The organism is Variovorax gossypii, from assembly GCF_003965815.1.
Lineage (GTDB): Bacteria > Pseudomonadota > Gammaproteobacteria > Burkholderiales > Burkholderiaceae_C > Variovorax > Variovorax gossypii.
Genome location: NZ_RXOE01000007.1, coordinates 128533 through 141802, shown reverse-complemented (window position 1 = coordinate 141802; position 13270 = coordinate 128533). Strand labels below are relative to the sequence as shown.

Here is a 13270-nt window from a genome sequence, read left to right as displayed (position 1 = left end):
GAGGAAATGGGCCGCAAGCGGCACCGGCCACGGGCACGCGACTGGGCAGCGCCGTGGAAGGGAAAGAAAGAGGAAGAACCGGATTCATGCGGCGACGGCGCCGGTGCGCCGCTCCACATTGCGGCGTGCGACGAGCACGGCCACCGAAGCCACCAGCAAGGGCGCCCACACGGTGAGCATCTCGTTGAACAGCACCTGCGCGCCGCGCGGCGAGAAGAACTTCTTCAGCGCGATCGGCGACACCTCGATGGGCCGCCACGGGCTGAAGTAGCGCGCGTCGCTGAACGGCCAGAAGAAGGCGATGCCGATGCCGCCGTTGGTCAGCATGTCCAGCAGCGGATGCGACACGGTGCACAGCGAGATCCACGCCCACCCCGCCGCCCGGCGCATGCCCCAGCGGGGCGCGAGCCACCAGCCGGCGAGCCCCAGCAGCAGCGCGAACACCAGCGTGTGCGTGAAGCCGCGGTGCCCCGACATGCCGCCGTAGGCGATGCCGAGCTTGAAGGCCAGGCCGTCGAAGTCGGGCACGATGGAAGCGAGCATGCCCGCCAGCAGCGCCGCGACCGGCACGCGCCGCGTGCCCAGCGCAATGGTTGCGCAGACCGGGACGGCGACGTGGGTGAAGACGGTGGGCATGGGACGACAGCTGCTTCAGGCAGCCTTCTTGGGAGGGATCTGCGCGACCCATTCGCGCGGCGCCATCGGGAAGCCCAGGCGCTCGCGGCTGTCGTAGTAGCTCTGCGCCACGCTGCGCGCGAGGTTGCGGATGCGGCCGATGTAGGCGGCGCGCTCGGTCACGCTGATCGCGCCGCGCGCGTCGAGCAGGTTGAAGCTGTGCGCGGCCTTCAGCACCTGCTCGTAGGCGGGCAGCGCGAGCTGGGCTTCCATGAGGTGCTTCGCCTGCTTCTCGTGCGCATTGAAGGCGGTGAACAGGAACTCGGCGTCGCTGTGCTCGAAGTTGTAGGTCGACTGCTCGACCTCGTTCTGCTTGTAGACGTCGCCGTAGCTCAGGCCGTCGGTCCAGGTCAGGTTGTAGACGTTGTCCACGCCCTGCAGGTACATGGCCAGGCGCTCCAGGCCGTAGGTGATCTCGCCGGTGATGGGCTTGCAGTCGATGCCGCCGACCTGCTGGAAGTAGGTGAACTGCGTCACTTCCATGCCGTTGAGCCAGACCTCCCAGCCCAGGCCCCAGGCGCCGAGCGTGGGGTTCTCCCAGTCGTCTTCCACGAAGCGGATGTCGTTCTTCTTCAGATCGAAGCCCAGGGCTTCGAGGCTGCCGAGGTAGAGCTCGAGGATGTTCGAGGGCGCCGGCTTCAGCACGACCTGGTACTGGTAGTAGTGCTGCAGGCGGTTGGGGTTCTCGCCGTAGCGGCCGTCCTTGGGTCGGCGGCTGGGCTGCACGTAGGCGGCTTTCCAGGGCTCCGGGCCGAGGGCTCGCAGGAAGGTGGCGGTGTGCGAGGTGCCCGCGCCCACTTCCATGTCGTACGGTTGCAGCAGCGCGCAGCCCTTGTCGGCCCAGTACGACTGCAGTTTGAGAATGATTTGTTGGAAGGTCAGCATGGATCTGCGTGAAGGCGGCCGCCCGGCGGGAGAAGAACCCGCGGCGCAACGAGCCGGCTATTTTACGAGGCAGCGGGCAGTCAGGAGCGGGCCGCTATGCTCTCGCCCTTTGCCCACCCGCCCCCGCCCCGAAACCCCCTCTGTCTTCCATGCCCGTTGACCATGCCGCTTTGATCGCCCTGGGAGAACGCGTCGGCGCCCAGGCCTGGCCCGGATTCCTGGTTCTTCTCGCCCTGCTGACCCTGGTCGCCGGCATCGCCGCCTGGAGCTTCGAACACCTGCGGCGCCGCCGCGCGGCGCAGCCCGAGCCGGGCACCGGGCTGCTGTTCGGCGGGCTGGCCATCGGCGCCGCGGCCGTGCTGGCGCTGGCCTGGGGGTTCGCCGAAGTGGCCGAAGGCCTGGGCGACGGCCGGCCGATGGGCCTGCTGGACGAGACGATCAGCCATTCGGTGGGCATCCATACCCCGCCGGCAGTGCGCGAGGTGTTCTCGTGGCTCACCCACCTGGCCGACCCGATCACCGTGGTGCTGCTGTGCACCGGCGTGGCGGTGGCGCTATGGCTGCGCGGACATCGCGGCTTCGCGGCCGGCTGGGTCGCGGCCACGGTCGGCAATGCGGTGCTGAACCACATGCTCAAGCACATCTTCGAGCGCGCGCGGCCGGTGCACGACTTCGGCTTCGCGCAGGTGTCGGGCTATTCCTTTCCGAGCGGCCACAGCTCGGGCTCGATGGTGCTCTACGGCATGCTGGGCTACCTGGGGCTGCGCATGCTGCCGGCGCGCTGGCGGGTGCCTTCGGTGATGGCCGCGACCGCCGTGATCGTCACCGTGGCCTGCAGCCGCATCTTCGTGCGGGCCCACTTCCCGAGCGACGTGCTCGCGGGGCTGTGCTCGGGCACCGCATGGCTGGCGATCTGCATCGCGAGCATCGAGTACGCCCGGCACCATCGCGGAACGGGACGCCGATAGGCAGGAAAAAAGAAAAGGCCGCGGCGGCTTTCACCGCTGCGGCCCGGTACGCACGGGGTGCCGAAGACGCCCCCAGAGGAGATCAGTACTCCCAGAAGATGCGCTGCAGTTCCTTGGTGTTGTTGGTCTTGGTCAGGGCGACCATCGCCAGGATGCGCGCCTTCTGCGGGCGCAGGTCGTGCGCCACCACCCAGTCGTACTTGTCGTCGGGCTGCTCGGCGTTGCGGATCACGAAGCCGTCGGGCACGCGGGCGCTGCGGATCACGATCACGCCGTCGGAGCGGGCCTTCTGCAGGTTCGGCACGATGCGATCGGCCACCGAGCCGTTGCCGGTGCCGCCATGGATCAGCGCCTTGGCGCCGCTCTTGGCGATGGCGTCGATGGCCACCGAGCTCACGCCCTCGTAGCCCATGGCGATCTCCACCGGCGGCAGCGTGGTGATGCTGTCGATGTCGAATTCCGAGTTCATGGTGTGGCGCTTGACCGGCGCGCGGAACCAGTAGTTGCGGCCCTCGACGATCATGCCCAGCGGGCCCCACTGGCTGGAGAAGGCGCTGGTCTTGATGTTGACGTTCTTGCTCACGTCGCGGCCGGTGTCGATGTTGTCGTTCATCGTCACGAGCACGCCCTTGCCCATTGCGTCCTTGCTGCCCGCCACGTTCACGGCGTTGTACAGGTTCAGTGCGCCGTCGGCCGACAGCGCGGTGCCCGGGCGCATCGAGCCGACCACCACGATCGGCTTGTTCGTGTGCACGGTCAGCGTGAGGAAGTAGGCGGTTTCTTCCAGCGTATCGGTGCCGTGGGTGATGACGATGCCATCCACGTCCGACTGCTTCGACAGCGCCGACACGCGCTTGGCCAGCGTCAGCAGGTTGTCGTTGGTCAGGCTTTCCGATGCGACCTGGAACACCTGCTCGCCGCGCACGTTGGCAACCTTCGAGAGCTCCGGCAGGCCGGCGATGAGCTTCTCGACGCCGACCTTGGCGGCCGCGTAGGTGGCGCTGTTGACGGCCGAGGCGCCGGCACCGGCGATGGTGCCGCCGGTGGCGAGGATCACTACGTTGGGCAGCGCCTGTTGCGCCTGCGCGAGCGCGCTGGCGGCCAGCAGCGCGGCGCCGGCCGCGAAGGCACGGAAACGGGGAGAGAGGTACATGTAGAACTCCTGTGTTGAGTGGATTCTTTCGAGGCGGCGAGGACGATACATGAACCATGCCTGCATGCCCTCCGCGCCCATGCCGGCATGGCATGCGGTCATGCGCGGGATGCCGGTGGAGCCGGTGGTATTACCATCGACCGGGCGCACCGCCGCACCGCCGCACCGCCCATCCGCCACCATGAACGCCGATCCCGCCGCCCTCCCCGTTTCACCCGCCCGGGAAATGCCCGCGCCAGACGGGCCCCTGTCGCGCGCACGGCCGGGGCGCGAGCGCATCATGGCGGCGATCCGCACCGCAGCCGTCACGGAGTTCAGCCTGCACGGCCTGAAGGGCACTTCCACGCAGGCCATCGCGGCGCGCGCGGGCCTCACCAAGCCACAGCTGCACTACTACATCGCCGGCAAGGAAGAGCTCTACGAAGAGCTGCTGATGCAGGTGCTGCACGCATGGAAGGTGGTGTTCTCCTTCGAGGACGCGAGCGACCCCGCCACGGTGCTGGGCAACTACATCCGCAAGAAGCTCGACCACGCCATCGACAGCCCCGAGATGTCGCGCCTCTTCACGCGCGAGATCCTCGACGGTGGGCGCAACCTCGACCGCTACTGGCCCAACGCGCGGGCCTGGACGCAGAACAAGATCGACGTGATCAACGGCTGGATCGCGCGCGGCCAGATGCGTCCGCTCGACGCGCGCATCCTGCTGATGCACATCTGGGCCATGACCCAGAGCTATGCCGACTACGCGATCCAGACGCGCGTGATGCTCGGCCTGCCGCCCGACGCGCCCATCGACCGCGAACCCATCGCGCGCGAGCTCGTGGCCTTCGTGCTCAACGGCTGCGGCATCAAGGCCTGAGCGCGGGGCCTGCCCCGGGGCCAATCCTTTCGTCTTAACTCCCTCCCGTATTCCTCGCGCTTCCTGCAACGCAGTGACTTTCTGCACTGTGTTGGGCGTGCCCGCGCGCCTACCTTCGCTCGCTTCGCCGCCCGCCCTCTTTTTTCTTGCGGCGGCGAATCACGAACAAACAGGAGTAGAGGATCATGAAAACGAGATTGTTCTTTGCGGCGCTCGCGACGGCGGCACTGGTGGCCTGCGGCGGTGGTGGAGGAGGCGGCGGCAACTTCGGGAGCCTGCCAGTCGGCTGGGTGCCTCCGTCACCGGGGCCGGGCGCGGGCCCGAGCCCCGAACCCAACCCGGAGCCGAACCCCAACCCGACCCCGACGCCCACGCCCATTGCCGCGAGCTACAAGTTCCTGAAATTCGAGCAGAACCGCGATCCGGACACCGAATCGGCCGAGAAGCGCTTCAACGACTACATCGCGCTGCTCAACCGGGAGGGCGCCGCCGGCTACCGCTACCTCGAGGGAGAGGCCGGGGGCACCATCGTGCGCCTGCAGGACAGCTTCATGCTGGTCAAGGACACGGAGAGCACCTACAGCTACGAGTACAAGCGGCTGACCTACGACATCCTGCAGACCACCGCACTGCAGGCGCTGCTGCAGCAGGCGAAGGAACAGGGAGCCAAGGGCATGGTGCTGCTCAAGATCCTGGCGCCCATCGATCTCAACAGCAACCTCGACCCCGAATTCGCCGTGCTCTACCGCAAGGATCTCGGCTCGTCGGCCACCTACGACGTGTCGGCCGAGTTGTATGCCGAGAACGTCGCCGACTACGTGAGCCGTGCGAACGCGCAGGGCGCGAACGGCTACCGGCCGTGGGCCACGCCCTTCCTGGTCAACCAGGGCGGCTACCAGTTCTTCCTGAAAGACCTGAGCAGCGCATCGCGCTACCACTTCAAGGCCGTGATCAGCCCGCTGAGCGTGGTGGGCGGCGAAGTGAAGGACGTCAAGGCACAGATCCGGGAACAGGGTGCGCAAGGCTACCGGCTGCTGAAGGACCGCTTCCTGAAAGACGCGAACGGCGAATCGAAGGACTACATCTACTACGTGAAGGACACGACGCAGTCGAGCAGCTTCGAATACGAGTTCCTCGACAACCCGGACCCCGTGTTCGGCCTGCAGGAGGCCAATGCAGCACAGGCGAACGCGCAGACGGCCAACGGCCTCCGCTACTTCGGCGTACCCGACTCGCCGATCTTTTTCCGGTCGTCGGCCTGCACGGGACCGCTGTGCCTGTCGCCGGACCGGACCGAGACCAGCGACCGGAACTGAGCGGCAAGCCCGCAGCGAGCGGGGCTTTTCTTGTTGCGCAGGCGTGTCTAGAGCCCGTGCACGACCCAGGTGTCACCCGGCGCCGTGGGCACGCGCACGGTGTTCTCGCCGAGCCGGGTGAAGCGGTATTCGCGCCCGCCGATCATGACGGACTTCATGTTGGTCCAGATGAGGTAGTCGTAGCCGTCGGCGGTCGGCGTGACCTGCAGCACGCGGAACACGGGCGGCACGATCACGGTAAAGCGCAGCCTCGCGGTCGCCGAGTTGGTGCCGAAGCCGTTCTCCGCCACGCTCAGCATCGGCGTGAGCAGCAGCGCGGCCAGCGCGGCGCGCCCCGATTGAAGCCAACTTCCCGTCATAAGACCCGATCCGTCGTAAGAACATGAGGTTCGGGCGCGGCGCGCGCGCCCGGTCTCCGGATATCGGCAGGAACGGGAGGAAGTGTAGGGCTGGGGCCGCTTTTTTCTCAGCGGTCTTTCTGGACCGCGAAGTCGGACACGGAAGTGCCGCGCAAGCGGATGTCGACGCGCTGCGTGGACGAGCCCGGGCCGCTGCTCCAGGGCAGCGGCAGGGTGTCCTGCACCACCTCGACCTCGTGGCTGCCTCCGGCCACCGCCGGGAAGCTGTAGAAGCCCTGGGCGTCGGTCTGCGTGACGTAGCGGCGGTCGATGCGCACGGTGACGCCGGCAACGCCGCCTTCGCTGGCCTCGCGGCGGCCGTTGTTGTTCTGGTCGTAGTACACGTGGCCCTCTAGGCGGCCGTCGCCGGTGCCCGGTATGCCGCCGATGGGCGCATTGGCCATGCCGGCACGGCCTTCGTAGCGAAGCACCAGCATGAACGATCGGGTGGACGGCACGACCAGCGTCGGCTGCTGCGTGGCGGTAGTCAGGGCCGACACCACGGCGGGGTCGAGCGCTTCCTGTCCGCGCGAGGCGGTGAACTGCGTGATGAACGACCAGCCGCCGCCCAGCGGCCAGGCCAGCCGCGCATTGGCGCTGAGGAAGCGCGAGCTGTTGCCGCCGATGCTGTTGCTGCCGCGCAGGCTCAGGTCGAGCCGGGCACCAGCCATGAGCGGCGTGGTGCCGAGCACGCCCCAGTACACGGTGCGCTGGCTGGTGCCCGCGCGGTTCGATTGCTCGATGGCCAGCGAGGTCGAGAGCGTCTGCGCCTCGCCCACGCGCCAGGCGTGATCGAGGCTGGTGCGCAGCACTCGCATCTCGACGCCGTGCGCCACGTCGGTTCGCCACTGGGTGAAGCCCAGGTCGGACTGGTGCTCCCACGTCACCTGGGCCGATTGCGCGGCGTAGGAACCGCTGCGCACGGCCAGGTTGCCCGAGACGGCGTCGCGCGAATCGAAGCGGTAGCGGCCGTACAGGTTGGCGTAGACAGAGCTGCGTCCCGGGCCGCTCACGCTGTCGCTGACTTCGATGTTGCTGCCCAGCTGCCACTGGCGGGTGGAGATGTCGCCGCGCCACGAGGCGCCGCGCAGGTTGTTGGGCAGCGTGTCGGAGCCCCAGCGCAGCGAGGGCTGGAAGTAGAACAGCGAGGCGCTCTGCTGCAACCAGTCGGTGCGCCAGGCCGCGTCGAGCCAGCCGCCGGAAGCCGAATCGAAGGCTGCCTTCGACGACGAGTCCGACGGCCGTCCCTCGCTGTGCACCAGGTTGGCCTGCACGCGCATGCCGCCGATGCGGTCGCCGATGCCTCCGGTTCCGCTGCCGAGCGTGTCGGCCCAGGGCGCGAGCCCCTGCCACGAGACGGCCCCCCACATCGTGCGGGTGTCGCGCGCGTAGCCGGCCAGGCCATTGATGTTGACGTTGCGGGCCTCGACGAACTGCACCGCGGCATCGGCGCGGCCCAATGCTGCGGGGCCGTCGCCGCCGGCTATCTGCGTCTGCGCGCCGACGCTGGCCGCGGTGCCGCGCCCGGCGGAGAAGCCCTCGAAGGCCAGTCCGTCGAAGTAGCCGAGCCGTCCTGCCGAGGCATTGAACTGCGTGCGGCCGGGCTGCTCGATGCTCACCGACGCACCTTCGATAGGCAGGCTGGGGATGAACACCCGGCCCACGCCGCGCGCCAGCGGCGTGCTGGCCATGTTGATGTTGCCGATGGCGCTGTTGCCGAACCACCCGCCGTCGAAGGGCATCGCGCGCTGGTCGATGCGCCAGGTGCTGCTGTTGGTCGAGGTGAAGGGCACCACGGTGTAGCTGGTGCCGCTGGTGCCGAACACGCCGTAGCCGTACACCGGCGCGGGGTTGCGGTTCAGGTTGAGGTTGGCGGAGAAGGTGCCGTAGTTGGGCGTATCGAGAAAGCCGGAGAAGGTCAGCGTCTGGCTCTGTGTCTTGATGGCGCTGCTGCTCTGCCGGTTGGACTGCAGCTCGGCGCTCCATCCGCGCGGCCAGCCGGTGCTGGGAGCCTCTTCGGGCGGCTCCGCCTGGGGCACCACCGCGCCCTCTTCGAGCACCCGGTCCACGTACGCGGGGGCGGCCGGAGGCTCGCCCGCCGATGCCGGCCCCTGGGCCCACGCGCCGGCGCCGGCCAGCGCCGTGCCGGCGCTGCAGAGTCCGAGCGCGGTACGCAGGGCCCGCTTCTTCATTGGGCGAAGCGTTCGTTGACCTTGAAGGAGCCGCTCTTGCCCCACTCGAGCGAACCGGTCACGGTGACGGGAAAGCGCACCGCCACGGCTGTGTCGGCGTCGCCGGGCTTGCTTGCCGTGAGTGCGATCTCGCGCGTCTCGCCCGGCATGATGGGCGTGGTGGCCGGCTGGAACTCGAGCCGCGCGCCGCTGGCATCGGTGCCGTTCAGGAAACCCGCGAGCCGGCCGTGCGCCGTGCCGGTGTTGCGGATGCGCAGGATCGGCTGGTTCTGGCCGTTCACCAGCTTCACGGCCGTGCTTGCGATATCGAGCACGGGCTGCACGTCGCCGACAGCCACATAGGCGATGACGCCGATGCGCGCGGCCATCGCCACCGGCGTGCCGGGTGCGTTGGTGCGCTCCTTGCCCTCGATCAGCACCGCGAAGCGGCATTCCACCGGCGGCGTGCCGGGCGGCGGCGTCACCTCGAAGCGGTAGCGGTAGGGCTTGCCGGCGGCGATGCTGATCTCGCGGCGCTCGATGGCCACCCACGGACGGCAGCTGCCGGGCGCCAATTCGTCGCTGAAATCGACCGAGCCGTCGGGCTTGAGCGTCCAGTCGGCGGTCTTGAAGGTGTATTCGCCCTGGCGCGCGTCGGAATGGGTCAGCTCGATCACGTCGCGTACGCGCTCGCCGGGCTTGCCGGTCAGCTCCAGGCGGGGGGGCGAGACGGCCAGCGCGAACTGGGCCTGTGCGGGAATGGCGGAGAGGGCTGCCCACGCGGGGGCCGCGACCAGCGCCAGTGCGCGCAGAAGACGGGAGGAAAGAAGAAGAGGTCCGATCGCGCGCGTCATGGCGTCATCTCGATCTCGAAGTTGAAATTCAGCGACTGGGCGCGCTCGAGCGCGCGGCCGTCGGCGGTGAGGTTCAGCAGGATGGTTTCCTGCAGGAAGGATTCGCGCACCACGCCCTCGTAGACCAGCACGCGGTCGCCGCCGCGCATCGAACCGGGCAGCAGCCGGCCCTGCGTGCGCCAGGTGACGACCAGCCGCTCGTTCTCGGTGGGGGCCAGCAGCATGTAGATGCGGGCCTGGCGCATCACCCACTGCGACAGGTTCAGGCGCAGCGCAACGGAGAGCTGCGCTTCGACGGTGTTGTCCGCGATACGACCCGGCACGGGCTGGCGCCAGCGCATCTGGGTGACCGCCTGGCTGACGACGGTGCCGGTGTCGTCCACGCGGTAGGTGGCAGCATCCGCCTGCGTGGCGAACAGGGCGCCCAGGATGGACAAGGCGGCGACGGTGAGCGCGCGACGGGCGGTCTTCATGGAGCCGTCAGCGTGTAGGTGGCCGTGCCGGTGAAGGTACCGGCCGGCATGATGCCGGGGTTGGTGTAGGTGAACAGCAGGCAGCTTTCCGACCATGTGTTCTTGTCCACCGAGACCAGCGTGAGCAGCGTGCTGCTGAACGAACCGCTCGGGATCTCCGAGTCGTACTGGCCGGTGCCGGTGCCGGTCCACGCGATGGTGCTGAACGGGATGGTCGCGCTTCCGCTGGTGAGGGTCGCGGGCGTGCTGACGGTCAGCGTGGCACTGTTGTTGGAGTTGCTGTTGGTGCGGAAGAAGCTGCCGATGTAGACCTTGCCGGCGGGAGTGCAGTAGTTAGCGCCGTCGATGGGGCTGATCATGACGGTGCTGTCGGTCTGCATCGTCTGCGCGGCCCCGGTGAACAGCGCCGCCGCGGGCACGGTCACGGTCACGTTGTTGCGCGTCGTGTTGTTGCCGGCGGTGTTGGGACTGCCCTGCGTCATGGTGCCGACGCCGACCTGCAGGTACAGCGAGCGCGATGCGGGGGCGATGCCAACCGTGTACGCGTGCACGGACGCCTGCGCGCCGAGAGCGGCCGCGAGGCACGCCACGAGGCGGAGCTGTTCGAACGAAGAGCGACGCGATTTCAAGGTGCTTCTCCCGAGGCGGAAAAAAAGGCGGCGCCAGGCCGCCTTCTTCCCATTGCGATGGCCCAGGGTCAGGGCGAGGTGAGCGTGTAGGTCACGACACCGTTGTTGGCCACGGTGGCACCGTAGGTACCGGGCGCGTAGACGCCGGTGTTGTCGTACGCGAAGGTCCACTTGCTTTCCTGGCGCACAACGGTGTTCACGGCGGTGAAGGCCGTGGCCGTCGGGCCCGCGCCCGAGGTCGTGCTGAACGCCGGGTGGGTGATGGCCGCGTTGGTGAAGCCGGTGGTCATGCCCGTGGTGAGCGGAGCGGCCGTCACGGTGATGGCGCTCCAGGGAATGGTGCTGGAGCCGTTGCTGAGCTGGCCGGTCACGCCGGAATTCAGCGACAGGTTGCCGGCATTGCCGAGCACGCGCACCGTGACCGCGCCGCCGGTCAGGTCACCGCCCGCACCCGCGATGGTGCCGCCGGCGCCGACCGATGCGCCCGGCACCGTGAAGGTCAGCCCATCGACCGTGCTCACCGTGCTGAAGTTCGTGCCGGTACCGACCTGCAGGTACATCACGCGCGGGATCGTCACCGTGAAGTTGAGGCGCGCGGTGGCGCTCAGCTGGCCCGAGGCCGCGCTCACGAAATTGGACTCTGCTTGCGCAGCGAAAGGAAGTGCGCCCGCGATGGCTGCAACCAGGAGTAGTTTTTTCAAGATGAGCTCTCGGTGAATCGAATGGGTTAATAAAGCGCCTCTATTGAGGTCCAAAGTTCACAAATTTGGAATTGTGGATTTTAGTTAACAATTACTCTGTTGTGTGTGTGGATGTTACGTAAAGACTCTTTGCAGTCTTCCTGACGTCCCGAATTCAGGCACTTTCGTGACTTTTGTTACGGATTAACCTCCAGAAGACGCCACTCCCGGAGCTGCGGCGCCTTCGACCACGACCCCGCCCCAAACCAGTGCACCACCACTGGCACGTCGCTTGCATAACCTGACCACTTGCTCTGATTAAGCGGTCAAACACACCATGCGCGTGCTCGTCGTCTACTGCCATCCGGTCGAAACCAGCTTCCACGCCGCCCTGCACCAGGAGGTGCTGAAGAACCTGCGCGCCGCCGGGCACGAGGTGGACGACTGCGATCTCTACGCCGAGGGCTTCAACCCGGTGCTCTCGCGCGAGGAGCGGCTCGGCTATCACGACGTGCCCTCCAACCAGCTGCCGCTGAAGCCCTATGTGGAGCGGCTGCAGTGGGCCGAGGGCATCGTGTTCTGCTTTCCGACGTGGTGCTTCGGGCTGCCGGCGATGCTCAAGGGCTATTTCGACCGGCTCTTCATGCCGGGCGTGGCCTTCGACATCAGCGACCCGGCCAACGTGAAGCCGATGCTCACGCACATCAAGCGGATCAGCGCCGTCGTCACCTACGGCCGCCCGCGGTGGATGGCGATGTACATGGGCGATCCGCCGCGCAAGATCGTCACGCGCTACATGAAGCGGCTGACCGGCCAGCGCGCGAAGGTGGACTACCACGCCCACTACCACATGAACGTCGCGACCGAGCCCCAGCTCAAGCGCTTCATGGCACGCGTGGGCCAGGCCATGGCGCATTTCGCATGAGCGCGCCATCGCTCCTTTGCAACGTGCGCCTGCCGCGCTGGCTGCTGCCGGCCGAATGGCCGCAGCACGATGGCGTGCCGGTACTCGCACATGTCGCGATCGAGGCGGGCCGCGTGCAGTCGGTCGAACCGGCCATCGCCGCCACAACACCGTTGCAGCCTTCGGCCTGGGACCTCGGCGGCGCGCTGGCCCTGCCCTGCTTCGTCGACGCGCACACGCACCTAGACAAGGCCTTCACGCTGCCGCGCATGAAAGAGGTGCGGCCCGGCCTGCTCGGCGCCATCGACGCGATGCTGGCCGACCGCGTGCACTGGACGCCCGAAGATGTGCGCGAGCGCGCCTCGCGCGGCCTGCAGTGGGCCTGGGAATGCGGCACGGCGCACCTGCGCACGCACGTCGACTGGTGGGAGCCCGACGCCGTACCGATGGCCTGGCCGGTGATGGCCGAACTGTCACAGGAATGGGCCGGCCGGGTGCGGCTGGAGCAGGTGAGCCTCATCAAGCTGCCGCTCTTCGAAGACGCCGCGCAGGCCATGCGCCTCGCGAAGCAGGTGACGGCCACGGGGCCGCATGCGCTGCTCGGCGGTTTCGTGCACTCCACCAACTGGAGCGAGAACGCGCTGCGCAACCTGCTGGTATCGGCACAGGCCTGCGACCTCGACATCGACCTGCACGTCGACGAGGAACTCAACGCCTCGGCCGTCGGCCTGCAGACCACCGCCCGCATCCTGCGCGAGATCGGCTACGAAGGCCGCGTGGTCTGCGGCCACATCTGCGCGCTCGCGGCCCAGCCCGAGGCGCAGGCCTTCGCCACGCTCGACGCGGTGGCGCGCGCGCCGATCACTGTCGTTTCGCTGCCCGCCACCAACCTGCTGCTGCAGGACGCCGTCACCGGCCGCACACCGCGCCTGCGCGGCATCACCCTGGTGAAGGAGGCGCGCGACCGCGGCATTCCGCTGCTCTTCGCGAGTGACAACGTGCAGGACCCCTTCTGCCGCCTGGGCAGCTTCGACCCCGTGGAAGCGCTTGGCACCGCAGCGCTGGTGGCCCAGCTCGACGAGCCCTTCGACACCTGGTCGCAGGCGCTGTGCCGCAGCGACTGGCTGCAGCGTGGCCCGGCGTCGGCCGCGCCCTCGCTGGTCGGCCGTTCCGCCGACCTGGTGCTGTTCACGCAGGCCGACCGCCACGGCTGGCCCTCGCGCACCGCCACCCGCGTGGTGCTGCGCGACGGCCGCGTCACGCACGGCGACGCAACGCCTTTCTTCCCCAAGTAAGAGAACAAGG

14 protein-coding genes are annotated in these 13270 nt (G+C 68.1%); 5 read left to right on the top strand and 9 right to left on the bottom strand.

Annotation, left to right across the window (positions count from 1 at the left end; genetic code table 11):
• Positions 1–84 precede the first annotated feature (84 nt).
• Complete coding sequence (locus EJP69_RS22925) at positions 85–636, bottom strand: metal-dependent hydrolase (RefSeq protein ID WP_093205974.1); 552 nt, start codon at positions 634–636, stop codon at positions 85–87.
• A 15-nt stretch (positions 637–651) separates the two neighbouring features.
• Positions 652–1560 carry a glycine--tRNA ligase subunit alpha gene (glyQ, locus tag EJP69_RS22920; RefSeq protein ID WP_093205976.1) on the bottom strand — a complete coding sequence of 303 codons (909 nt, stop codon included), beginning with the start codon at positions 1558–1560 and terminating at the stop codon, positions 652–654.
• A gap of 149 nt (positions 1561–1709) precedes the next feature.
• Here glyQ and EJP69_RS22915 point away from each other — a divergent pair, with 149 nt between their 5' ends.
• The gene (locus tag EJP69_RS22915) at positions 1710–2528 is read left to right on the top strand and encodes a phosphatase PAP2 family protein (protein ID WP_126472615.1); all 819 of its coding nucleotides are present in this window, start codon (positions 1710–1712) and stop codon (positions 2526–2528) included.
• Between the two features lie 82 nt (positions 2529–2610).
• Here the strand turns inward: EJP69_RS22915 and EJP69_RS22910 are convergent, their stop codons facing one another.
• Positions 2611–3681: an asparaginase gene (locus EJP69_RS22910; protein ID WP_093206052.1), complete on the bottom strand. Its 1071-nt coding sequence runs from the start codon at positions 3679–3681 to the stop codon at positions 2611–2613.
• A 181-nt stretch (positions 3682–3862) separates the two neighbouring features.
• Here EJP69_RS22910 and EJP69_RS22905 point away from each other — a divergent pair, with 181 nt between their 5' ends.
• Both EJP69_RS22905 and EJP69_RS22900 read left to right on the top strand, forming a co-directional pair.
• Positions 3863–4540, top strand: coding sequence for a TetR/AcrR family transcriptional regulator (locus EJP69_RS22905; RefSeq protein WP_176947546.1), 678 nt, complete (start codon positions 3863–3865; stop codon positions 4538–4540).
• Between the two features lie 185 nt (positions 4541–4725).
• A complete protein-coding gene (locus EJP69_RS22900) occupies positions 4726–5856 on the top strand; it encodes a hypothetical protein (protein ID WP_126472614.1) in 1131 nt (376 codons plus the stop codon).
• Between the two features lie 47 nt (positions 5857–5903).
• Here the strand turns inward: EJP69_RS22900 and EJP69_RS22895 are convergent, their stop codons facing one another.
• The 6 genes from EJP69_RS22895 to EJP69_RS22875 form a co-directional block, all read right to left on the bottom strand.
• Entirely contained in the window at positions 5904–6215 is a 312-nt protein-coding gene (locus EJP69_RS22895) for a hypothetical protein (RefSeq protein WP_126472613.1), read from the bottom strand.
• Between the two features lie 107 nt (positions 6216–6322).
• Positions 6323–8446, bottom strand: a complete 2124-nt coding sequence (locus EJP69_RS22890) for an SdrD B-like domain-containing protein (RefSeq protein ID WP_170217213.1) — start codon at positions 8444–8446, stop codon at positions 6323–6325.
• Entirely contained in the window at positions 8443–9279 is an 837-nt protein-coding gene (locus EJP69_RS29555; protein ID WP_170217212.1) for a hypothetical protein, read from the bottom strand. Before EJP69_RS29555 ends, EJP69_RS22890 begins: the two co-directional genes overlap by 4 nt.
• The gene (locus EJP69_RS22885) at positions 9276–9752 is read right to left on the bottom strand and encodes a hypothetical protein (RefSeq protein WP_126472611.1); all 477 of its coding nucleotides are present in this window, start codon (positions 9750–9752) and stop codon (positions 9276–9278) included. Before EJP69_RS22885 ends, EJP69_RS29555 begins: the two co-directional genes overlap by 4 nt.
• The gene (locus tag EJP69_RS22880; protein WP_126472610.1) at positions 9749–10381 is read right to left on the bottom strand and encodes a hypothetical protein; all 633 of its coding nucleotides are present in this window, start codon (positions 10379–10381) and stop codon (positions 9749–9751) included. The genes EJP69_RS22885 and EJP69_RS22880 overlap by 4 nt, the downstream gene beginning before the upstream one ends.
• A gap of 68 nt (positions 10382–10449) precedes the next feature.
• Positions 10450–11082 carry a hypothetical protein gene (locus EJP69_RS22875; protein ID WP_126472609.1) on the bottom strand — a complete coding sequence of 211 codons (633 nt, stop codon included), beginning with the start codon at positions 11080–11082 and terminating at the stop codon, positions 10450–10452.
• Between the two features lie 316 nt (positions 11083–11398).
• Here EJP69_RS22875 and EJP69_RS22870 point away from each other — a divergent pair, with 316 nt between their 5' ends.
• Entirely contained in the window at positions 11399–11986 is a 588-nt protein-coding gene (locus EJP69_RS22870; protein ID WP_126472608.1) for an NAD(P)H-dependent oxidoreductase, read from the top strand.
• A complete protein-coding gene (locus EJP69_RS22865; protein WP_126472607.1) occupies positions 11983–13260 on the top strand; it encodes an amidohydrolase family protein in 1278 nt (425 codons plus the stop codon). Before EJP69_RS22870 ends, EJP69_RS22865 begins: the two co-directional genes overlap by 4 nt.
• Positions 13261–13270 lie beyond the last annotated feature (10 nt).